The organism is Peptoniphilaceae bacterium AMB_02 (assembly GCA_036321625.1).
Taxonomy (GTDB): Bacteria; Bacillota; Clostridia; order Tissierellales; family Peptoniphilaceae; genus Microaceticoccus; species Microaceticoccus formicicus.
Genome location: CP143259.1, coordinates 459,956 through 483,768, shown reverse-complemented (window position 1 = coordinate 483,768; position 23,813 = coordinate 459,956). Strand labels below are relative to the sequence as shown.

The following is a 23,813-nucleotide window of genomic DNA, read 5'->3' as shown; positions in this document are numbered from 1 at the left end:
TTATACTATGAATTGAATCTCATAGCTATAATATGCAAATTCTGAAAAAAGCCACTGTTCTTATCCACTCCACATCGACGTCTACGAATGGGTGGACACATCCTTTTCTGTAGCATCGATGCGCTACGTAGTATGTGCGGACATATTTTCAGTGTTTAGTATTTTCAAGGTGCTCTAGGAGATTTCAACATAATAATTGCAGTTATTATTTATGGCGCTTTTTGAAATCTCACTGCAGGGTTGCGTTTTAGTCGAGGTCCATCCTCGATACCTATATTATAAGGGCAAGTTTTAAGAATTTCAAGCGATTCTGATTGAATTTACATATAAAGCAATTAATATATGCATTTCCAGAATATTTTTATACTTTTGATACAATTTGAAAAATATAAAAATTCAATAGTTTAAATTCCCCATTTCGAGGTAGTAGCCGATGTTTTCAAGCTTTTAAAGGTGTTTTTATTCTAAATCGTTTTAAAATATAGCATTAAATTTTTATCAGATTTTGAATTTCAATAATTTATTAAGTTTTGTTAACACTTTGTAACCTTTTTTGTTAATCTATTGAATTCTAGCCTTTTTCGCCTGTTGCCACACCTTTCTGATATGGGCACTAACTCGCACATCCGTCTGTCTTGGGTAGTTATAGCCTAGTCTTTCCGCAAGAGTTAGACCAAGTTTCCTAAACAGTGTACATGCAGCGAAGAGCGCTCTCCAGAATTCCTCCGAATCCATACTCGGGTATACGTCAATATAGATATTTCTATACTCATCATCCAAATTTTTAGCAATATCTCTGTAATTCTTGCCTAAGTTGACTTTGTAGTCCTTTTCATTGGCTATATACCACGATAGCATGCGATTCAGCATGTCCATAAGCTCCCTATAAGCATAGAAACCGCCGATGGTTTGCTTCCTATATAGATAGGGTGTCATCTCCACAACTCTGTAAAAAAACTCGGCAGTTACTTCTTCAAATTCGTTTTTAGTCGCTCTTCCGGCTCTATATCCAACATCTGAAGATACTGCCAGCTGCTGAATGAGGTTGTCCTTGTCCATAAGTAGAAGAAGCAAGGTTTCCGTAGTCATTAGATTCGTTATTTTCTCTACGGGATAAAATTTAAAGTCGACCTTAACCCCATCTTCAAAAAGACAGCTATACAAAAAGGTCTCTGACGCGGTTCTACCAAGTGTCTTCATGGCATCAGGTTTGTGCACCAGTATAGGCTCTCCCATAGGCTCTAAGAAGCTTTCATCCGTTTTAAATGCCTCTACGTCTTGAACACAGTAAATGATGTCATAGTCCTGCATAATGTCTCTATTGACAAGAGGATTGACTCTGGACCCGGTTTGAAATACGGCTCTTATTCTATTGTCGTTTTTTGCTATATCTAAAATTAAACCCATTACGGTTGTAGTATCTCGCACGAAAATTCCCCCATGTGATTATTCTCATATTCATTATATAGTAAAAACATTAAAAATTAAAGACATCGCCAAGATTAGTAAGTCTATGTATAGGGAACTTTCCCCTACCCCCGAAGGTTTAATGATGACAGGCTGATTACCCCTTTCCACGCTCGTATAATCATAAATAAATATATGAAGTAAGTAGGGGTTGCACCCACTTCCACATTTGTATAATCAAAAAAATATTCAAGAAGTAGAGGAAGTGCCCACACTTCCACGTTAGTATAATCATAATTTCAATCCGAAGGTAATTCATCACCAAAGATGGAGCTAGGGGCAGCTCCTCTACTTCGCTTCATAGATGGCTAAATCAACCTTTTTCCTCGGTCGTAGAATCATAAACTTACGTCATAGGTAGCGGTTGCCCATACTCCTACGTTTGTTTAATAACATTTTCAGTCCGGAGATGTCGTTTTTTGCCTGCTCCATCTGACGCAGGGGAGTTACTAAATAAAAGAATTCGAAGAATTCTACTGCTATATTTAAAACTCACGACCAACCCATACTCCCCATTAATAAACCCAATAAAAAAATCCCCATCGGGGACTTTTTTATTAAGCTTTTAATTCACTTGTACAATTAGGACATCTGGTTGCTTCTATTGGGATGTCTGTTTTGCAGAATGGACAAACTTTTGTGGTTGGATCCGGTTCTGCTTCAGGTTTTTTAGCTTTATTAATGGCTTTAACTACCAAGAAGATTACGAATGCAATTATAATAAACTTTAATATTGCAGATAATACCATTCCGTATTTCATATCTACACCTGCAATATTTGCTGATAATTCGTCTATTGTTATGCCGGCAGTTAATGCTCCTATTATCGGATTTATGATTCCTTCTACCAATCCGGTTATGATTGCTCCAAATGCTCCCCCAAGTACTACCCCTATAGCCAGGTCGACTACATTGCCTCTCATTGCAAATTCTTTAAACTCTTTTAACATATTCTCCTCCTTTTGGCTATTATATCAATCCTTTCGGATAGATTAACTGTTGCCACATGCTTCTTTTGCTAATCTGTCAGCTTCTTCATTAAAAGTATCTCCGGTGTGAGCTTCTACTTTTATAAACTGAACTTCTAATTTATCTACTATTGAATTGTAGTAATCGTGGTATTTTTTTGTAAGGAGATTATTCCTCTTCCATTCTCCTTTTGCCCAGTGTTTGATTCCCGTATAGTCATAGTGTAAATAGAGTTTTTGTATTTTGTGATGTACTGCTCTTTTCATTGCATATACTGCACCATAAACTTCGCCGGCAACATTACGAAAGTCCACACAGTCTTCACAGGTAGAGCTTCCTGAGTATTCACTTTTTCCGGAGCTTGTAAAAATTACTACACCATATCCGAAAATGCGTTTTTTAGAATTGAATGAACCGTCGACATAGGCTACCATTTCGTCTTCTTTTAGTCTCATGATAATTTCTTCTGCCAACTCTCCGCCGTTTTTAGTCGAATCGGTTATGTTAAAAGGGTTGTTCTGCTGTGCATCTTCCAAAATATAGTTTTCTGCATCTCTTTTTAATTTAAAACTCTTAAAGACAGCTCCTGAAAAACCTTTAACTTGTTTTTGACATTCTTCCCATGTTTCGTAGATACCGGGCGTTTTTCCAACTTTTACGGCATAGTATTTTTTACTTGTCTTCATGCTTTTGATACGAGTGAGCAAGCCTACTTGCCGATGCAGCTGCAAGTGCGGCTATAATATCGTCCAGGAAGGTATTTACGACATTGTCTTTTCTCAAATCCAACTCTCTTATAATACCGGTCTTCTCTTTATCTAAATACCCAAAATTGGTAAGTCCTATTGAGCCGTATAGATTTATTATGGATAGTGGAAGGATTTCGTCAATTCCGTAAAGTCCTTCGTCTGATTTGATTATGGATAGAATTGGATCGTCAAAAAGGTCTTTTTCTGCAATTTCATCAATTGCTATTCCGGTTAGAATTGCATGAACGACCTCTCTTTTTTCAAGCACTTTTTCCAAATGGTACATACATGTTTCTAGGTCTAAGTCGTTGACATAGTCTTTTTGTAATGAGTAGATTATTTCTGCTATCTGCTCAAGTTTTACTCCTCTTCTTTCAAGTGCTTCTTTCGCGTATACCGTCAATTCCTCAACGGGATATTTATAACGATTTTTTTTGTAAGTCATAGTGTCTCCTTTTTCAGTTTTTAGTCTATTTAACTCAGCTTAACAATGCAAGCTTTAATTTAAACAACAGACGTCATCTATAGTATCAAAATATTTGCTGTTTTCTGTTAAATCTATATAAATTATTGCTTTATTTCTAGTGTTAATATATTTTATCTAATTTTATTCATTTGCCACTTAATCCTCGCTGCTATTCTTTAACTCCATAAGCGGCTATCCCACCTGCGGGCGCAATGAACTCACCGTTTCCATTTTCATCTAATATGATTTCTTCTGCTATTTGTCCGGTTAAATCGATGTATACACTTCCTGCTCTCTCCTTACCGAGGTTCATTATGATTGAGGACTGATCTCTATTTGTCATCACAACTGCCAAGCCGCTTGGATGCTCTTCATCCCCCGTTCTAACCCATCCTATGGTATGCGGATCTTCAAAGTAGTCGAATTGATCGCCGTATGCGTAGTTTTTCCTTATATATAATAATTTATCTATAATTTCCTTTTGTGGTTCTATCGCCTTGTCATCATCTGCTTCTACTCCGTAGTAGTCACCATAAAAGATGCAAGGGTACCCGTCTTTTCTTAAGAGAATAAGCCCATATGCTATACTTTTAAACCAAGATTGTATAAAAGAGCTTAATGCTTGTCCCGGCTGCGAGTCGTGATTGTCGACAAATGTCACAGCTATCATCGGGTGTTCGCTTACGACTGTATTATCGAATATCTGTCTAAGATCGTAATCTCCACCTGCATTAGAAGCGGTAGCCATGTTAAAGTGAAGGCCTACATCAAATATATCAAGTTTGTATCCGGTTTCATATAGATAATGGTTCGTTTGGTTTGGGTCTGCGTTCCAGTATTCTCCAAATATATAAAATGTATCACCAAAGGTCTTTTCTACATATTCTGTAAATTCTTTCATATAAAGTCCATCTATGTGTTTTGCGGCATCTATTCTAAATCCATCAACACCGGTCGTGTCAACCAACCATCTTGCCCAAGCTTTAAACTCTTTTACTACATCGGGATGAGCGTGGTCTATATTGGAAAACATCAGGTAATCAAAATTACCTTTTTCAGGAGAAACACCGAAAGACCAACCTTTATTTTCTCCCAGTATTCTGAATACTCCATGCTCTCCGGTGTATGCATCCATATCTACTCCATTAAAATGATTATAGTTCCATTTGAATTTAGAATATTTATTTCCCCTACCCGGGAAGTTAAAACCCGTCCAACCTTCAATTTCATGCGGCTCTGATATTTCTCTGATTCGATCATTCGGATCTACTTTTACCGCCATAAATTTTTCAGTATAATCTGCTGAGGCTTTATGATTCATTACAATATCTGCATATACCAATATATTATTATCATGCATTTCTTCAATTAATGCAAGTAGTTCTTCTTTTGTTCCATACTTTGTTCTTATGCTGCCTTTTTGATCGAATTCTCCTAAATCATATAAGTCATAGATACCGTATCCTACATCATTTGATCCGGTAGCTTTGCAAAATGGTGGCAGCCAAATAGCATCTATCCCGACTTCTTTTAACTCAGGTATCAATTTTTTCATTTTTTTATAATAGTTTCCGTCATCGGGTAAATACCACTGAAAACCTTGGAACATTACTAAATTCATTTTATTTCCTCCACGGATGTTTATTAGTCTTTCTCACACTTATAATATTACCCGAATTAGTTAATTATTAACAAAAAATCGTAATTTAACTGCTTTCCAAATAAAAAAAGCCATGCATGCATGGCTTTTTATGATTTTTATTGATATTTGTAATCGAAGTGAAGCGCTTCTCCCTTACGTACTTGTTCGTCGTAATCTGCGTACATTTTCTTAGCTTCGTTAAGAAGTATGAAAAGTCCGATAACGTTCGGAATAACCATTATTCCGTTAAACATGTCTGCAAGTTCCCATACGATTTCTACTTCAAGTACTGATCCAAGTATTACGAATGCAAGTACTATGATCTGGTAAACTCTTATTGCTGCAGGTGATTTGAATAGGTATTTTGTATTACCTTCACCGAAGTAGTACCAACCAACGATTGTCGTAAATGCGAAGAACATTAGCGCTACTGCAAGGAATTTACCTCCACCTGAGCCAAATGCTTCGATGAATGCTTCCTGAGTAACTCTAGGACCTTGTATACCAAGTTTGTCTGCTCCTGTAACTAAGACTACCATTGCTGTTGCAGTACAAACGATAATAGTGTCTATAAATACTCCAACCATTGCAACTGTACCTTGTACTACCGGGTGTGCTACGTCAGCAACGGCGTGAGAGTTAGGTGTAGATCCCATACCTGCTTCGTTTGAGAATAATCCTCTTGCAATTCCGTATCTGATTGCTGTTTTAACTGCAACACCGGCAACCCCACCAAGTACTGCTTTGGAACTAAATGCTGATGTAAATATTGCGCTTATAACCGGTCCAATCATATTACTAAATTTAACTAGGATTGCAATTGATCCTACGATGTAAACAGCTGCCATTATAGGAACTACAAGCTCGGTAAATTTAGCTATACGGCTCATACCACCCATAAAGATAAGTCCTGCAAATACTGCAAGTACTACACCAATTATGATTGGTTGGATACCGAATGCATTACCTACTACCTGAGCTATTGAGTTTGATTGTACCATGTTTCCGATAACTCCAAGTGCTAAGATTATGGTTACTGCGAAGAAAGCAGCTAGGAATTTTCCAAGTCCATCCATACCTTTTTCTCTTAGACCGTTATGGATATAGTAAGCAGGTCCTCCAACCAATTCCCCTCCTTTGGTTTCTCTGTATTTTTGAGCCAATAATGCCTCTACAGAGATGGTTGACATACCAAATATTGCTATAATCCACATCCAGAAGATTGCTCCAGGTCCACCGGATACGATTGCCGTTGCAACCCCACCGATATTTCCAGTACCAACCTGAGCAGCTATTGCTGTTGCAAGTGATTGGAAAGATGACATGGAACCTTCTCTTCCTTCTTCTCTGGCAAATATTTTACCAAAACTCTCTTTGAAACCTGTGCCTAGTCTTGTAAATTGAGGAAATCCTAGATATAGTGTAGAGATAAGTCCGAATCCTCCTAAGATAATCATCATAGGTGGTCCCCAAAGTTGACCATTGATGGCCTTTACAATGTTTAATAATGCTTCCATATATTCCTCCTTAGATTATTTGGTAGCACTGCTACCATTCTTCTATATAATACCATATTAAAGGAGGATTGCAAACGTTATTCTATATTTATCTAATTAAATGAATTTTTTTAACAATATTTTTTCGAAAATAAAACTAGAAAAGTTAGCATTTATAGTTCAAAAATCCGACTTTTTTAAGCTTGAATAAAACACTTAGAACCCGAGATATAACATATAAAGTCCAAGTACAAGCACGAGTATTCCAAAGATATAATTTATTATTACAGAGAACTTCTGATACCCTTTACCTGATTGTATAAAACTGAATTTACCAAGCGAGGTACCAACTATTACAACCGTTATCCCATGTCCAATCGCATAAAGTAAAAACAGCAGTATTCCGGTCATGATACCTGAACCTGTCCCTCCAATCATTGCCATAAGTGCAATCATAACCGGTGTTGCACATGGTGGAAGCGAAAAAGCCCGAGAGTAGTCCAAGAACAAATGCTCCTCCCTTTTTTTGTTCAAATCTTCGCCCACTTTGTTGGAGTTTACCAAAGATGTCAATCACCCCAAATAGCTGAAGAGCCATGATAATCATTAGAAATCCGAGGAATAAATACCACCATCTACCTGCAAAGTTAACAAGCCTTCCGAGTAATGCAGCAATTACACCAAGAGCCACCAATGTTACACCATTGCCTAAAGCGTAAGTCAGTGAAATTTTAAATGCTCCGGAAGCATCAAGTTTTTTACCTGCCCCCAAGTAGGCGATAATAATCGGTAGTGAAGATAGTGAGCAGGGAGTTAACGATGTCAAAAATCCTCCCAATAATGCAATAAGGGGAAGCATGACTCCTCCCCCTCTTATAGCTGCACTTAAATCTAATAGTATCTTATCTAGCATGGTTCATCTCACCTAAGATTTCTTCCATCATCTGTTTTTCCAGTTTGCCGAATGCCATGGAAAGTGCATGATCTTCAGAACCCTGAGCCTTAAATTTATATACATTCTTTGAATATTTTTCTGACGGTTCATAGGGTTTACCTTCCGAATCTACAAGTATTATTGCCGGAGTTGCTTGAATTGGCCATTTAGCAGAGAACTCGGGATATTTATTGATGTCAATATATTTTACTAGAGCTTTTCCGTTTAGTTCTTCGTTCAGTTTCACTAAATCAGGTTGCATTTGTTTACAATATACACAGCTTTCAGAACCGAATACTATCATCATCGGTCTTTTGTACTCCTTATATCTTTCAACATCTATATTATCTCCATTATAAAGATCGAAATCTCCCTCGGTGGTTTCGGTTAGTGCTTCACTTTCAAGAAGTGTTTTATAAGCTTCAAGTCCTGAGCCGGATGAAGCGGTCTCTTGAGGTTTTTCCTCAGGTTTCGTTTCAGTGTTCTCCTGTTTATTTTCAGCTTCTTCTTTCTTTTCAGTTTCCTGTTTCTTATTTTCTTCTTTTACTTCAGCTGTATCAGCCTTAGGTTCTTCCGGTTTTTCGTTCTTTTTATCTTCTGTTACTGCTTTCTCTTCTACTTTTGTTTCTGTTTTAGTATTATCTACCGTCTTGCTCGAGTTTTTATAGTACCATATCCCCACTATTGAGAGTAGTATAATCCCTAATATTACAAATCTTCCTGTATTTTTTCTCATATTTACTCCTTTTGTTAATTGTAAGTTTTGGCTGTTGGTCGTGATTGAATATGCTTATGATTTATTATAAAACATAAACACATTCCCAAATGATTCTGGCTATTTTGTATAAAATGTACCTTTTTTATTTTATCCATAAAATGTCGTAATAAGAATAGCTCCAAATCAAAACCAAAAAACTTAGGTCCTGATTCTTGATTTATCATAAGTACATTCAATAATCTGTGCTTATGATTGTATAATCCAATCGATAGTCTAAAGTATTTGACTAAAGATTTAAAAAGCCATTACACTACCAAATTACCCAACTCAGTTCTAAAACTATTTTTAGCTTTACAATAATCTATTATACCCTGTATTGATAATAATAATCAATTATTACGTTATTATGATTCAATTTATTTAATTATCGTCATATTTAAAAGCAAAAAAAGAAAGCTCGATCGAGCTTTCAGATTTATTCACCATCATCAGGGATTACGGCTGCTCCCGGTTCATCCCCTATTTGGTAGTCGTTTGTATCTTCATTTTGAGTATCTCCGCCATCATTATCGTTTGTGTTGTCCGCAGGGGGAGTTGCCGGAGTTGGTATTTCTCTGACTTCACTCTCAGGTGTTTTGGGTTCTGTTGTTTCTTCTGGCGGTTTTTCATTTTCAACCGGTTCTTCAGGTTTTACTTCATCGAGTTCATCTTTCACATCCTCTTGTTTTTCAGGTTTTTCATCTTTCTTTTCCTCAGGTGCTTCTTTTCCTTTTCCTGAAAATATATAGAGAATATCATCTTTTTGTTCTTTTTTAATAACTACATACTCCACAGTTCTGCTCCTGTCTATCTTCCCTGACAAATCATCCGGAAGCGATGTCTGAACGCATGCCGTCAACATCGAGAGCAGTAGCAGTGTAATTATAAGAATCATTATTCTACTTTTCATATGAACTCCTTTCCTTAATAAATGAAGTGATAACAGTTTATCATTACCACTATCTTCCTGTCATTAACTTATATTATATTATTTGTAGGGTATAAAGTCAATGAAATACGGATTTCTACTATTTTAAGCGTATGGTGATTAAGGTTTTATAATTATGCCGGAGTTTTGAGGTTAGAGTTTATAGTAGCGACATGAAGATGTCGCTTTATGTATAAATCTCCCTCCAAGTTTACTTCGCAACCCCACCTCCCTCGTCAGAGAGAGGCAATGACTGCCAACTTCCCTCAAACTCACAACTCCCCCATAAAAAAACCGTAGTCAGCATTTAAATACTGACTACGGTTCTATAATTTTAGTACATCTTTGCTCCTGCTGGTATTCTTGGACTCAACATCAATAAGTTTAGTTTTTCCTGGCCTTCTTCATCGTGGACGGCTGAAATAATCATTCCTTCGGAGTCAATTCCCATCATTTTACGTGGTGGAAGATTACAAATGGCAAGAAGTGTTTTTCCTATTAATTCTTCTGCACTATAGTATTCTTTGATACCGCTTAGTATGATTCTATCTTCGCTTGATCCGTCGTCGAGCGTAAATTTAAGAAGTTTATTGGATTTTGGCACCTCTTCACAGTTCAGAACTTTAACAGCTCTATAGTCTGCTTTACAGAAAGTTTCAAAGTCAAGCATGTCTTCGAAAAGTGGTTCAACTTTTACTTTGGAAAAATCTATTTTTGGTGCTTCCACCTTCTGTAAGGTTCGCTTCTTCTTCGAATTCATGTTCGTCTTTTTTACCAATTGGCTTCATGGTTGGGAAGAGTATTACGTCTCTTATCGATTCTCTACCTGTAATTATCATTACTAGTCTGTCTACACCGATACCCAATCCGCCTGTAGGCGGAAGTCCTACTTCAAGTGCATTGATAAAGTCATTATCCATCATATGCGCTTCACTATCTCCACTTTCTCTTGCTGCAACTTGTGCTTCCAAATCTCTCTCTTTGATCTCTTGCGTCATTTAATTCCGAGAATGCATTTGCTATCTCATGTGTATTGCAAAATGCTTCAAATCTGTCTGTGTATCTCGGATCTTCAGGATCTCTTTTAGCAAGCGGGCTGACTTCTACCGGGTGGTGAGTGATAAAGGTTGGTTGAACCAGTTTGTCCTCACAGAATTCTTCAAAGAATTCAGCAATTATATGTCCTCTTGTAAAGTGAGGTTCCAGTTCTATACCCTTTTCTTTTGCAAGTGCTATAGCTTCTTCTTCAGTCTTATAGTCTTCAAAGTCGATGCCTGTGTATTTTTTGATGGCTTCGGTCATCTTCATTCTGTTCCAAGGCGGAGTGAAGTCCAGTTCAACTCCTGCAAATTCAATAACTGAGGTTCCCCTTACTTCTTTAACTACATAGTGTACCAGTTCTTCTGTAAGTTTAAGCATGTATTCGTAGTCTTCATATGCCGCATATAGTTCGATTGCGGTATATTCCGGATTATGAGTGGTATCCATTCCTTCGTTTCTGAACATTCTTCCCATCTCATAGACTTTTTCGAATCCACCGACTATAAGTCTCTTTAGGTATAGTTCGTTTGCGATTCTTAGATACATGTCTATATCAAGTGTATTGTGATGTGTTATAAATGGTCTGGCTACTGCTCCACCGGCAATTGTGTTTAAAACAGGTGTTTCAACTTCTAAGAATCCTATATCGTCAAGATATCTTCTGATTGATTTAAGTATTTTGTTTCTCATCAGGAAGGTTTGTTTTACTTCAGGATTAACTATTAAGTCGACATATCTCTGTCTGTATCTTAAGTCAGGGTCTACAAGACCATGGAACTTTTCAGGTAGTATTTGAAGTGATTTTGTCAGTAGGGTTATTTTCTTGGTTCTAACTGAGATTTCACCTGTTTTTGTTGTAAATACCTCACCTTCAGCGCCAATTATATCCCCTATATCGTATTTTAAAACCTCTTCGTATTCTTGTTCACCTAAGTCATTTAATCTATTAAAGAGTTGGATTCTGCCCGTTGAGTCTTGCAGATGCATGAAGTTTACCTTACCATGACCTCTTTTAGACATAATTCTTCCGGCTACTCTTACTGTCTTTCCTTCGTAATCGTCGTAATTATTTATTATGTCGTCTGCAAATTGTCTATCGGTAAATTTCCCTATTTTATGCGGATCTTTACCTTCAGCTATTAAGGCATCCAATTTATCTCTTTTTATCTGTAACATTTCATTTAAATCTTGTATCTCTGACATAATACCTCCTGTTGATTAACTGTAATAATAATGTTATACCTTACTCTTATATTATACTATAAGTTCAAGTATTTTGTACTCAACTATGCCGCCGGGTGCATTAACAGATACAGTTTCTCCTGCTTTTTTTCCTATTAGCGCGCTTCCAACGGGTGAAACATTTGAAATAAGTCCTTTTATCGGATCCGCTTCTGCTGAACCGACAATGGTATACTCCAGCTCTTCGTCAAATTCGATATCCAGTATCTTGATTTTTGATCCAATACTGACTTTATCTTTTGATATTGCTGATTCATCTATGGTTTGAGCATTTCTTAGCATATTTTCAAGTTTCATGATTCTATCTTCATTTTGTGCTTGCTCGGTTTTGGCTTCGTCGTATTCAGCATTTTCAGATAAATCTCCGAATCCTCTAGCTATTTTTATTTTTTCAGCTATTTCTTTTCTTCTCGTAGTTCTAAGAAGGTTTAATTCTTCTTCTAATTTTTGAAGTCCTTCTTTTGTCAAAATTACTTCTTTCTGTACCATAATCTCTCTCCTTGGTGATTTTTACTAATAATGCGAATATTATAATATATTTTAACTTTTGTCAAGATTTCACATAATAGTTTTATACTTTATAAATTATAATGTCAATACATATTAAATTTATAGCTTTTATGCACTTGTTTCCATAGAGTCCAGATGTGTGAGAACCTCCTCCATGCTTTGAGCTGTGTTTATCTTGTTTTTTATGATATTTGATCCGGGTAGTCCTTTAAGATACCAGGCTGCATGTTTTCTCATCTCTCTGATTGCAATATGTTCGGGCTTGTATTCTCTTATCTTTTCGTAATGTCTGAGTAGTACTTCTCTTCTCATCTCTAAGTCTGGTTTACTAAACTCATTACCTTTAAGAGCTTCTTTAATTTCACTGAATATAAAAGGATTGCCGAGTGCACCTCTTGCTATCATGATGGAGTCACATCTTGTATACTCCAGCATATGGACAGCATCTTCTGCAGAAAATATATCTCCATTTCCAATTACGGGGATGTCCAAAAGTTCTACTAACTCTTTTATTGCTTCTATATTGACTTCACCCGAATAATAACTGTCTCTGGTTCTTCCATGTAATGTCAATTGACAAACACCGGCTTCTTCAGCAATTTTGGCTATTTCCTTGTAGTTGATGTTTTTAGGGTCTGTTCCCAGTCTTATCTTGGCGGATACCGGTACCTTGGATGTCTTTACCATGGTTTCAAGTATCTTGCCAACCAGTTCAGGTTCACTCATAAGGTATGATCCTTCCCTGTTTTTGAATATCTTAGGAGCAGGACATCCGATATTAAAATCGAGAATTTTAATATTTTCGAGTTTATTTGTTTTGTAGTAGATTACTTTTTCTATAATTTCTACATCTCTACCGAAAATCTGTATTCCTACATTTGTCTCTTCTGGTCCCATGTCAAGGAGTCTGTCAGTTCCTTCATCTCCATAATAGAGTCCTTTGACATTTACCATTTCTGTAAAGCATATATCCGCACCGAATTCAGTGCACATTTCCCTAAAGGCCCTATCTGTAATCCCTGCCATGGGCGCCATGTAGATTTTTGGTGTTTTTTTTGAATTACTACTTTCTATTTTTTTCATATATCAGTTTAAGCCCTTTTAATGTAAGCATTATATCCAATTCGTTTATGTATTTACTCTGTTGGATTATAAGTCTACTGAAACCTCCTGTTCCCAATACTTTGGTGTTTTCTACAGTGGTTCCCATTTCTTCAAGTATTCTCTCTATCATTCCGTCTATAAGTCCTATATATCCGAAGATAATTCCGGACTGCATACTCTGTATTGTAGTTCTGCCTATTACTCTACTAGGATCGGTCAGTTCTACTTTTGGAAGTTTTGATGTTCGCATAAATAGCGCATCACTTGCTATTCCAATGCCGGGTGCTATTGCTCCACCTAGATAATCGCCTTTTTCATTAATTACATCAAAGCTTATGGCAGTACCGATGTCTACTATTATCAATGGTCCACCATAGTGCTCATAGCCTGCTACAGAGTTTACAATCCTATCTGCTCCGACTTCTTTAGGATTATCGTATCTTATATTGATTCCCGTTTTTGTTCCGGTTCCAACTATAATTGGAGTAATATTCAGATATCTCTCACACATGGTTGGAATGGTATGAGTAAGTTTCGGTACTACTGAGGCAATTATGACATCGTCAATATCACCATATTCAAGGTCATTGACATTTAAAAGTTGTATCAATATCAAACCGTATTCATCTGATGCTCTGTCGGTATCGGATGATATTCTCCAGTAGTGCGTCAACTCATCTCCGTCATAAACCCCAAAAACTATATTTGTGTTTCCGATATCTATTACTAATAACATATTTTTCTCCTATTTAGCATTTCTTATTTTTTCTTAATTACACCGACGACTGCTGCTACTAAAATTCCGGCTACAAGTATTTCAGGCAGTCCGTTTATTACTGCTATTGAAAGTATGGTGTTGAGTGCAATATCTGGAGTTTTTCCGATTGCTTCCATAAATCCTTTGGCATGTAAAAAATAGACCATTGACAGTACTGAAAATGTATTAAAGGCAGTACCGAAAGCAGCTGTGATGTAGAAGCTGAATTTGTTTTTATCCTTGGAATTATTCAGTATGAGCATAATTCCTATGGTCAAGATTATGAATATGATATAGCTTATAACAGAGGCTGAAAAACCTTCAGAAAGCCTCTTGAACAGATTATAAGCTGTATAAATCATCAGTATGCCTGCTATTACAAATGCAGCCGTCTTGATTTTGCCAGGATTTTTGTCTTTTACCTTATCATAAAATAAGCCCGTTAAATAGCCCATTGCAATTCTAGGGAAAAGGGATACTAATGGATCCATGAATATGAAACTCGTTGCGGTTGGATTCGTATATGCCCTTATCAGTGATAATAGACCAAATACCAACCCCATTATCGTTCCGCCTTTTCTTCCTAATAGTATTGCAGCTATTAATACGGGTATGTGGATTGTTGTTGCAAAAATCGGTCCTACCGGAATGAATCCCAGTGGTGTCGATGTAAGGACTATCATTATTCCTATAAGTAGTCCCATTATGGATAGTTCTCTTGTGCTAATTTTATTTTTCATTTTATACCTCCGATCCGGTTCTCTTTGGATACCGGTCATATTTGATAAATCACTTCCGCCTTAGCAAACGGAGTTAATTATCATCTAATTGAATTTTTTATAGCCTCTCTGACAGCTTTCGATGCCATAACCATAAGTTTGTCCAGGTTGTCCTCGATTTTGGCTGTAGAGACGGCAAATACTGTATCTCCGTCACTTAGACTGTGAACGGGTTTTATACATTGTGCATAGGCATCATGTCCTGATATGCATAGCCTCTTCAGTTCAGCTTTGGTGAGCCTTGCATTTGTAGCAATGACTCCTATTGTGGTATTTTGAAGAGGTGTTGGATTATTGTAATTTAGAATTAATTGTTCAGATGGATACGATTCGCCACTTACAGGATTTTTAGGCATTGCAATTATTTGACCATTTGTCTCATCGTAGATATCACCAACCGCATTGACTACAACTAAAGCAAATACTTCGGTTTCTCCACTGATTACACTTGCAGATCCGATACCGGATTTAGTTGAAGCTTCCATACCGAGCATCTTTGCTACCGTGGCTCCCGTTCCGGCTCCAATACTACCTGAGAGTTCGGGTTTTTCACTAGAATCCAAAGCATTTTGAGTTGCAGTTCTTCCTGCTTTTGCATCCGGTCTTATTCCGGGATTTCCTATACTCAAGTCGTAAATTACCGCAGCCGGTACTATCGGAACGACGGCATCAGGTGTCATAAATCCGATACCTCTTGATTCCAGTTCCTGCATTACTCCTGTAGCTGCATCCAGGCCGAAAGCAGATCCTCCACTAAGTAGGATGGCATGGACCATATTTACAAGATTGCCCGGTTCGAGTAAATCGGTTTCTCTTGTACCTGGTGCTCCCCCCCTTACATCTACACTGCAAGTTGCACCGTCTTCGAATACAAGTACGGTGCAGCCTGTTTTAGCGCTCTCATCGGTATAATGTCCTATTTTGATTCCCGCGGGAATTACTATATTTCCATCCATTATTTTTTCCTGTTTTTCTTTTGTTTAAACTTTCTTATCGTCTTGTTGATTTCGTCTTTATCTTCTTTTCTCGTAGGATAAATCCTTACATTGTTTGGCTTTTGTTTAGAAGTGTGAATAATAAGCGCATCTTTTTTATCGTCAAATTGCCACTGCTTAATATCATCCCAAGCCTCCAATCTACCATTATGGTAAATACCATGTTCAGAAAATGATATTTTTTCTGTTGAATTGTATACAAAATATGTCGAGATACCCAAAAGGATGATTTTCAAATAGATTCCTTGTACCATAAATATCATAGCCAATAGGAGTCCTACGAGTATATATTGTAAAATCTTGGGTTTTTGATTGAATGTAATCTGTTCACCTTTGATGTCTTTCCTTATCGTAAAGGTCTTGTACGACATGTATACTACAAATGCAAACATTATTGTATAGAGGGCAAGTATCATTTCATCGCTTTTCATTTTTGGCTCCCTTTAAAATCGTCTTTATCACTTACATATCTACATTAAATATGTAGAAGATTAAAAAACCCTTACGGGTTTTTAATCTTCTTCAGGTTCAAAGTCCATCTCAGGTGGTTCTTCCGCTTCTTCAGTCGGTTCACCTTGAGATAGATTTTCTTCTATCTTTTTGTCCATGTCTTTAACTTTTTGAAGTTCTTCATGAACGATTACCTCACCATTTGGCTCGGTATTTTTTTGGAATATTGCTTCAAATTCATCTGAGTTAAGAGTTTCTTTATCGAGAAGTTCTTTTGCAAGTGCATGTAGCGCTCTGATATTGTCTTTAAGAAGATTTAAAGCTAAATCATAGGCTTCTCCGATTAGTTTTCTCATCTCGGTATCAATTTCAGCTGCAACTTCTTCTGAATAGTTTCTAGACCTTCCAAAGTCTCTGCCGAGGAATACATCCTCTTCGTCAGTACCGTATTTCATAGGTCCGAGTTTTTCACTCATACCGTAAATAGTTACCATGGCTCTGGCAATCTTTGTTGCTCTCTCTATATCATTTGATGCTCCGGTGGATATATCGTCGAGTACAAGGTCTTCAGCAGCTCTACCACCCAATAGAGATACCAGCCTGTGCTCCATACCTTTCTTGGTATGATAATTGGTATCTTCTTCAGGAATATATGCTGTAAATCCTCCCGCCATTCCCCTTGGAATGATGGTTATCATGTGAACGGGATCTGTATCCGGTAATAGTCTGGATACAATTGCATGTCCTGCTTCATGATATGCGGTTAGAACTCTTTCCTTTTCTACTACTACTTTACTCTTCTTCTCAGGTCCGGCTACAACTTTTATTGCAGCTTCTTCGAAGATTTCTCTTGTTATTGCTTTAAGATTATGTCTTGCGGTCAGCAATGCAGCTTCATTACATAGGTTTTCAAGATCTGCCGGAGTAAATCCTGAAGTTGTCTTAGCGATTGCTTTTAAGTCTACATCAGGCTCAAGCCTCTTGTTTCTGGTGTGTACAAGTAGGATTGCTTCTCTACCCTTTACATCCGGAAGTCCGACATAGACCTGTCTGTCAAATCTACCCGGTCTAAGGATTGCAGGGTCCAGAATGTCAGGTCTGTTTGTTGCAGCCATGACTATTATTCCTTCATTTGTACTAAAGCCATCCATTTCGACTAACAGTTGGTTCAAGGTCTGTTCTCTTTCGTCATGACCTCCGCCAAGACCTGCTCCCCTTCTTCTACCTACGGCGTCAATCTCGTCTATAAATATAATACATGGAGCATTTTTCTTTGCTTCATTGAATAGGTCTCTAACTCTTGATGCACCGACTCCGACGAACATCTCAACGAAATCGGAACCACTTATACTATAAAATGGAACTTTTGCTTCTCCCGCTACTGCCTTTGAAAGATAGGTTTTACCGGTTCCCGGAGGACCTACAAGGAGTACTCCTTTTGGAATTCTGGCTCCAAGTTCGGTAAACTTTCTTGGGTCTTTTAAGAAGTCTACAATTTCACCCAGTTCTTCCTTTTCTTCGACCAAGCCGGCGACATCGCTGAAGTTTATCATTTCACCGTCTTCCCGATGCAGCTTGGCTTTACTCTTTCCAAAGCTCATGACCCGGTTATTGCCGCCCTGAGTCTGGGACATGAACAAGTACCATGCTCCTATCACAATGACGACGACGAATAATGTGGGCAAGAGTTCTACCCACCAAGCCCTTTGCGGCGGTTCTTCTTCCTTCATTTCTATCGCCTTACTATCGACTTTTTCTTTTAAATAATTATTGTAAAAGTCACTATCGGAACTGAATAGTTTAAATTCTGTTTTATCTTTTAACTCACCGACATAATGGTTACCCTGCTTACTGACTTTTGATACCTGGTTTGTTTCAAGGTATTCGACAAATTTTGTCATACTTATATCTTCAACTTGAGGAACATTTCTTCCCAGTCTGGATAAAAGGAGTGCCAGTAATAACAGAAGGACAATATATATAGGTGTGCCTCTGAATCTTTTGTTCAAATTTATCCTCCTTTCAGATTATGAATTCGACCTTTAAATGGCTTCACTCTATTATAATACCACTTAAAGGCCGAATAAACTTACATTTTATAATTGTAACATTAATAGCATTTTTAATCAATATTGAAGCTTTAGCGTAAATAACATCGATTTAATACCAATTAAAACATCTATTCGTTCTTATGAATAAGCCTTTTCGTCTAGCGCTGCTATAAATGTTAGATTTCGATACATTTCGGAGTAATCGATTCCGTAACCAACTATAAATTCATTCGGTACTTCAAATCCGCAATAATCGATACTTACTTCTTTTTCTCTTCTTGCAGGTTTATTGAGCAGAGTAGCTACTTTTACGCTTTTTGCTCCTCTTCTAATCATAATATCACTTAGATAAGAAAGAGTGAGACCTGAGTCTATTATGTCTTCTACCAATAAAACATGCTTGTCGTGAATATCTTCATCCAGGTCTTTAAGTATTCTTACAACACCACTTGATTCAGTTCTTCCTTTGCCGTAACTTGATACGGACATAAAATCAATCATTACCGGTATTTCAATTTCTTTTATAAGATCCGCAAGGAAAACTACTGCGCCTTTTAAGATACCGACTAAAATCAGATCATCGTCGATTCCTCTGTAGTCTTCAGTTATTTGGCTTCCCAGCTCTTTTACGCGTTTAGCAATATCTTCTTCACTTATAAGTACTTCTTTGATGTCATCTCTCATTTGTCTCATGCTAATTCTCCTCTGATTTTTAATCTTATAATGTTTTCTGTCATCTCTTCAACTTTATATTTATCCGATCTTCTAATTGTACCAACCCATATTATATCACCATTATTAGTGGTAAGTATGGGAATTTTATTTCTAAGTTCTGTTTTTATTTTTAGATCTATCATAAGGTTTTTTAACTTCTTAGTTCCTTCCATACCATAAGGAGTAAAATAATCTCCCGGTTTTCTGGTCCTGATTATCAAAGGATACTCGATTTTATCTGCATCAAAATATACCGTATCTTTTTTGGATTTGAAGACTTTTTTATCGTTTTTACAATAATCAACTTCAATTAGATATTCACCAAATTTATATACCCCTGATTCACCTTTATTAATCATGATTTCATGATAATTTTTAAGCTTGTCTTTATGGCGAATTCTCTCTATAACTAGATTTTCATACTGAACCGATAACTGAATACCACCTATCTTCATTGTCTTTCCGGTTGGTCTTAGTGCAGTATTAATAAATTGTTCTATATGAGAGCTTTCAAATCCGTCAAGAGAGCCTAAAATTTTGTTAATTATTAATCTGATGATATTTTTTCTTATGGCAGCTTCCATTTTATTAAAATCTGATTTTATTATGGTATAACTGTCATCATCATTTACTATTAATATTTGATTAAGGCTTTTTTCAGTTATATTTTCTATGATTTCCTCTTGATCAGAAAGGATTTCCGTCATTCTAAAAATCGTGTTGTTAAAGTCCGGATTGTATTCTCTTGTTATAAAGGGGATCAGCTCGTTTCTAATAGAGTTACGCCTGTAGATATTCTCTTGATTTGTTCTATCTTCTCTGTGAATGATTCCATTCTCTTCAGCATACTCTTCTATTTCTGCCCGAGATACATTTAATAAGGGCCTAATGATATCGTCGGATTTGTACTTCATACCGGTGAGTCCTTTAAGTCCGGTTCCTCTGAGCAGATTTAAAAGTATTGTCTCCACTTGGTCGTTCTTATTATGTGCAACGGCTATTACCGCATTTTCGTGTTTTTCTGCTAGACTGTAGAAAAATTCGTATCTTATTCTTCTCCCGGCATCTTCTGAACTTATGCCTTCTCTTTCTGCAAGTTCTTCCATGTTCCTTCTTTCAAGCACAAAATCAAGACCATGTTCAATAGCATAACTTCTTACATGAGCTTCGTCGTCACCGTCTGCCTCAGCACCTCTTAGCATATGGTTTACATGTGCAACTACTATTTCTATATCCAAAGCATTTTTTAAGTCGACAAGTATATCCAGTAGCACCATTGAGTCATAACCGCCTGATACACCGACTATTACCGTGTCCTCACTTTTTATTAATTTGTGTTTTATTATATTATCCAGTACTTTTGATTTCATTTTTTCTCCAATAAAATTAATAACCGGCTTTCAGCCGGTTACTTTTTGCCGAATTATATTCGGTCATTATTTAAGCTTTAATAGTTAGCATTTCTGGCTCTATACCTTTGCCCTGCTCCCCTTTTCCCATCTCTGGATTTAATGTCATCAAATCTGTCATTGCTATCTTTTAGAAACTTGTTCATCATATCTTCAAAAGAGAGTTCTTCTTCAGGCTTTTCAAAAGAAACCTCTGCAGGTTGCTTTATAATCTCTTTTTTCTTAGGTTTCTCAGCTTGTCTGATGGACAGACTTATTTTGCCATCACCTGAAATCGTAAGAATCTTTACCTTTACTACATCATCTCTTTTAAGATAATCTTCTACCTTTTCCACATAATCTCTAGATATTTCCGAAATATGTATTAATCCATTTTTACCTTCAGGCAAAGCAACAAATGCCCCAAAATTTGTTATACCTGTTACCTTACCTTCTACTATGTCACCAACAGCGATCGACATTTAAACCCAAATCCTCCTAAATATTATTTGGAAAGTAATTACCTTTCCTAAAATTGTGGTATATTTCAGTGATTTTTTATAAAATACAGCCGAAATATTAAAACTGTATTCGTGCTAAATTATACACAAAAGCATTCAAAGTGTCAAATTTATTATCTTTTATTATTAAGCTTTTGTTCTTCGGTTCTGTCAGGCTTATTACTATCTACATAGATGATATCCTTAGGACTTACCATTTTTAGCTTTTCTCTGGCTATTCTCTCTATAAATTCAGGTTCGTCAACCATAGTCAGCTCTTCTTCAAGAATTTTTATCTCGTTATTTATTTCTTCCAATTCTGCTTTCTTTCTTTCAATTTCAGCATTAATACCTGTCATTCGCATACTCTGCTCTGTTAGAGTGTATATAAAATAGGTCGCAAAAATCAAGACTACTGCGGATATAAATATAAGGAATCTTTTATTTGCGTTTTTTATGGTCGCTTTTTTACTTGTTTTTTTCCCTTTCATCTTGAATTCCTCCATTTGAGTATACTTGTATTTATTATACAATGTAAAAACGCTTAAATCAAGGATTTTATTAGGTTTTTTTGATTTTATTGTCTTATGTTCTCAAATAGATTTCTGGCTTTATTAAGCTTTTTTGTTAGTATCCCGAATACTAATCTTTAATTTTCTATAGGGCAAAAGTGTAAGTCTTTCTCTGTATATGAACCATTTGCCACTTGTACTATCCCTTATTTAGTCCTCCAATACTTCCAACATGCGCTCTGCATTATCCTTATTGGAGTTGTCTATTAACTCCTTAACTCTAAATCTGGGACTTGATGAACCAAATCTAATTTCTATAATATCACCCACTGCAACCTCGTCACCCGGTTTGCATACCTTATCATTTATAAGAACTCTCCCCGATTGACAAGCCTGTTTAGCTATTGTTCTTCTCTTTATTATTCTGGAATTTTTTAAAAATAAATCTATTCTCAAATTTTCTCCTCCATTATTGTATAAGCATGAAAAGCAGCTCCTAGGAGCTGCTTTTCAAATAGTTTTGTTTTACTTAAAGTAGTCCACCTCAGTAAACAAATTTTAAGATCTTACTTTTTCTTTTTCTTAGGTTTTACATTTACTGCTTCTTTAAGTGTTTTTCCTGCTTTGAATACAGGTGCTACTGATGCAGGAATCTTTATAACTTCTTTAGGATCTCTAGGATTTCTACCTTCTCTAGCTTTTCTTTCTCTAGCTTCCAAAAGTTCCAAAGCCTACTAATTGTACTTTTTCACCTTTTGCAAGTGTTTCTTGTACTGTTTCAAGGAATGCATTAAGAGCTCTTTCAGATTCAACTTTAGTTAAGTTACTCTTTTCAGCAATGCTAGCTAATAATTCAGCTTTATTCATTAGTTTATCTCCTCCTTTATAGTATGCGCCATATCTATCTAAAAATAACTGCCAATTTTAACCAGAAGTCAATTATTTGCTAAACGATATCACTCTGTTGTTTTCAACGTTCTATTAAGCCGCAAATAAATTATACTCCATTATCTTTGATTATAACCGAGTTTAAACAAAATATCAACTATAAAACGCTATTTTACAAGCTTTTTTTTATGTTTTATACTATTTTTTTATTATTTTAGTGAAAAACATTATCTTTGAGATGAATCATCACAACCTTCTTTAAACCATGTATTTCATAGTATTGCGTCAGTCAATTTACTTTATAAAATGAAAAGAGCAATTGACCATGAATTGCTCTTTTCGTTTTTCTTATTTATTATCTTTTTTATCTTCAGGCTTTTCTCCTTCTACCGGTTTATCTTTTTCGGTTTCAGGTTTTTGATCTTCAGATTTCGGTTCTTCAGTTTTTGGTTCTTCAGATTTTTGTTCATCGGTTTTTTGCTCTTCAGACTTTTGTTCTGTAGGAGCAGTTTCTTTAGATTTGTAGATTTCTACTTCTGAATTTTTATAAAGTTCGTTCACATATTCTTGGAATTTTGGTTCCATAATTTTCGCTTCAATACCTTCTTTTAAGTCTTCTATATTATCAGATATTGATTTTACGAAGATGATATGGTATCCGAATTGTGTTTTTACAGGTTCTGAGATTTCTCCTGCTTTAAGGGTTTTCATAGCTTCTAAAAACTCTGCTACAAATGGTACGTTTAAGCTAATTTCACCAAGGTTTCCACCATTAACTGCACTTGATTCATCTTTTGACTTTTCTTTTGCAATTTCACCGAAGTCTTTACCTTCTGCCAATTGTTTTTTGATTTCATTTGCTTCTTCTTCAGTGTCTACTAGGATATGAGCAACATCATACTTTACAAGTTCATCCCTATGCTCTTCAAAGTATTTTTGAACATCTTCATCGGAAGGTTTGTTTTGCTCCATATACCATTCTTTAAGTTTAGTTTGTTTTAGACCTTTGGCTACGATATAATCCAATTCTTCTTCAGTTATACCTTCTTTTTCCATTTGTTCTTTAAATTTCTCTTCTCCACCAAGTCTTTCAGCCATCTTTGCTTTCTCTTCTGTTTTTTGTTCGTCGGTGATTTCTATTTTGTTCTTTTTAATCTCACCATCTACAATTCTATCCATTATCATTACATCAGTAATTCTCTTTTCAAGGTCTGCTTTAAGTGATGTACCTTGCTCGTTTACTTTATTGAAGTCTTCTTCAGAAACACTTCCGTATAACATCTTCTTAAAAAGACCATATTCTTTATCATATGCTTCTTTTGTAATATATTCACCGTTAACCTTAGCTACGGCACCATCCGGTTTCTTGTCTCCACATGCTGTTAATAATATAGCTACAGCCATTACTAACGCAAGTACTTTTGCTAATCTTTTCATTAGTTCATCTCCATTTCATTTTTTGTAGTTATGGGTC

General features: G+C 36.2%; 22 protein-coding genes and 2 pseudogenes. All 24 read right to left on the bottom strand.

Features of this window, described 5'->3' with window-relative positions; genetic code table 11:
* Window positions 1-561: 561 nt before the first annotated feature.
* The 24 genes and pseudogenes from VZL98_02340 to VZL98_02225 all read right to left on the bottom strand — a co-directional run bounded on the left by VZL98_02340 (window position 562) and on the right by VZL98_02225 (window position 23,776).
* The gene (locus VZL98_02340; protein WVH63811.1) at window positions 562-1,428 is read right to left on the bottom strand and encodes an aminoglycoside 6-adenylyltransferase; all 867 of its coding nucleotides are present in this window, start codon (window positions 1,426-1,428) and stop codon (window positions 562-564) included.
* A gap of 596 nt (window positions 1,429-2,024) precedes the next feature.
* On the bottom strand, window positions 2,025-2,417 hold the full coding sequence (gene mscL, locus VZL98_02335; protein WVH63810.1) for a large conductance mechanosensitive channel protein MscL: 393 nt from the start codon (window positions 2,415-2,417) through the stop codon (window positions 2,025-2,027).
* Window positions 2,418-2,459: 42 nt separating this feature from the next.
* Entirely contained in the window at window positions 2,460-3,122 is a 663-nt protein-coding gene (locus VZL98_02330; GenBank protein WVH63809.1) for a ribonuclease H family protein, read from the bottom strand.
* Window positions 3,109-3,630 (bottom strand): phosphatidylglycerophosphatase A, encoded by a 522-nt coding sequence (locus VZL98_02325; protein ID WVH63808.1) that lies wholly within the window; start codon window positions 3,628-3,630, stop codon window positions 3,109-3,111. Before VZL98_02325 ends, VZL98_02330 begins: the two co-directional genes overlap by 14 nt.
* Before the next feature lie 190 nt (window positions 3,631-3,820).
* Window positions 3,821-5,272: an alpha-amylase gene (locus VZL98_02320; GenBank protein WVH63807.1), complete on the bottom strand. Its 1,452-nt coding sequence runs from the start codon at window positions 5,270-5,272 to the stop codon at window positions 3,821-3,823.
* Window positions 5,273-5,409: 137 nt separating this feature from the next.
* Window positions 5,410-6,810, bottom strand: a complete 1,401-nt coding sequence (locus tag VZL98_02315) for a sodium:alanine symporter family protein (protein ID WVH63806.1) — start codon at window positions 6,808-6,810, stop codon at window positions 5,410-5,412.
* 310 nt (window positions 6,811-7,120) lie between these two features.
* Window positions 7,121-7,702 carry a cytochrome c biogenesis protein CcdA gene (locus VZL98_02310; GenBank protein ID WVH63805.1) on the bottom strand — a complete coding sequence of 194 codons (582 nt, stop codon included), beginning with the start codon at window positions 7,700-7,702 and terminating at the stop codon, window positions 7,121-7,123.
* Window positions 7,692-8,459 (bottom strand): thioredoxin family protein, encoded by a 768-nt coding sequence (locus VZL98_02305; protein WVH63804.1) that lies wholly within the window; start codon window positions 8,457-8,459, stop codon window positions 7,692-7,694. The genes VZL98_02310 and VZL98_02305 overlap by 11 nt, the downstream gene beginning before the upstream one ends.
* A 457-nt stretch (window positions 8,460-8,916) precedes the next feature.
* Window positions 8,917-9,390: a hypothetical protein gene (locus VZL98_02300; protein ID WVH63803.1), complete on the bottom strand. Its 474-nt coding sequence runs from the start codon at window positions 9,388-9,390 to the stop codon at window positions 8,917-8,919.
* 352 nt (window positions 9,391-9,742) lie between these two features.
* A pseudogene (gene lysS, locus VZL98_02295) lies at window positions 9,743-11,652 on the bottom strand (lysine--tRNA ligase).
* Window positions 11,653-11,703: 51 nt separating this feature from the next.
* Window positions 11,704-12,180, bottom strand: a complete 477-nt coding sequence (gene greA / locus VZL98_02290) for a transcription elongation factor GreA (protein WVH63802.1) — start codon at window positions 12,178-12,180, stop codon at window positions 11,704-11,706.
* 129 nt (window positions 12,181-12,309) lie between these two features.
* Window positions 12,310-13,284 (bottom strand): tRNA dihydrouridine synthase DusB, encoded by a 975-nt coding sequence (gene dusB, locus VZL98_02285; GenBank protein ID WVH63801.1) that lies wholly within the window; start codon window positions 13,282-13,284, stop codon window positions 12,310-12,312.
* A complete protein-coding gene (locus VZL98_02280) occupies window positions 13,265-14,041 on the bottom strand; it encodes a type III pantothenate kinase (protein WVH63800.1) in 777 nt (258 codons plus the stop codon). Before VZL98_02280 ends, dusB begins: the two co-directional genes overlap by 20 nt.
* A gap of 23 nt (window positions 14,042-14,064) precedes the next feature.
* Window positions 14,065-14,802 carry an ECF transporter S component gene (locus tag VZL98_02275; protein WVH63799.1) on the bottom strand — a complete coding sequence of 246 codons (738 nt, stop codon included), beginning with the start codon at window positions 14,800-14,802 and terminating at the stop codon, window positions 14,065-14,067.
* An 80-nt stretch (window positions 14,803-14,882) separates the two neighbouring features.
* Window positions 14,883-15,797, bottom strand: coding sequence for a P1 family peptidase (locus tag VZL98_02270; GenBank protein WVH63798.1), 915 nt, complete (start codon window positions 15,795-15,797; stop codon window positions 14,883-14,885).
* A complete protein-coding gene (locus VZL98_02265) occupies window positions 15,797-16,267 on the bottom strand; it encodes a DUF986 family protein (GenBank protein WVH63797.1) in 471 nt (156 codons plus the stop codon). Before VZL98_02265 ends, VZL98_02270 begins: the two co-directional genes overlap by 1 nt.
* A gap of 81 nt (window positions 16,268-16,348) precedes the next feature.
* Window positions 16,349-18,295, bottom strand: coding sequence for an ATP-dependent zinc metalloprotease FtsH (gene ftsH / locus VZL98_02260; protein ID WVH63796.1), 1,947 nt, complete (start codon window positions 18,293-18,295; stop codon window positions 16,349-16,351).
* Window positions 18,296-18,475: 180 nt separating this feature from the next.
* Window positions 18,476-19,030, bottom strand: coding sequence for a hypoxanthine phosphoribosyltransferase (gene hpt / locus VZL98_02255; protein WVH63795.1), 555 nt, complete (start codon window positions 19,028-19,030; stop codon window positions 18,476-18,478).
* The gene (gene tilS / locus VZL98_02250; protein WVH63794.1) at window positions 19,027-20,421 is read right to left on the bottom strand and encodes a tRNA lysidine(34) synthetase TilS; all 1,395 of its coding nucleotides are present in this window, start codon (window positions 20,419-20,421) and stop codon (window positions 19,027-19,029) included. The genes hpt and tilS overlap by 4 nt, the downstream gene beginning before the upstream one ends.
* A gap of 77 nt (window positions 20,422-20,498) precedes the next feature.
* A complete protein-coding gene (locus VZL98_02245; GenBank protein WVH63793.1) occupies window positions 20,499-20,921 on the bottom strand; it encodes a S1 RNA-binding domain-containing protein in 423 nt (140 codons plus the stop codon).
* A 152-nt stretch (window positions 20,922-21,073) separates the two neighbouring features.
* Entirely contained in the window at window positions 21,074-21,430 is a 357-nt protein-coding gene (locus VZL98_02240) for a septum formation initiator family protein (protein WVH63792.1), read from the bottom strand.
* 231 nt (window positions 21,431-21,661) lie between these two features.
* Window positions 21,662-21,907: an RNA-binding S4 domain-containing protein gene (locus tag VZL98_02235; protein ID WVH63791.1), complete on the bottom strand. Its 246-nt coding sequence runs from the start codon at window positions 21,905-21,907 to the stop codon at window positions 21,662-21,664.
* A gap of 110 nt (window positions 21,908-22,017) precedes the next feature.
* A pseudogene (locus VZL98_02230) lies at window positions 22,018-22,318 on the bottom strand (HU family DNA-binding protein).
* Window positions 22,319-22,687: 369 nt separating this feature from the next.
* On the bottom strand, window positions 22,688-23,776 hold the full coding sequence (locus VZL98_02225; GenBank protein WVH63790.1) for a peptidylprolyl isomerase: 1,089 nt from the start codon (window positions 23,774-23,776) through the stop codon (window positions 22,688-22,690).
* Window positions 23,777-23,813: the final 37 nt, after the last annotated feature.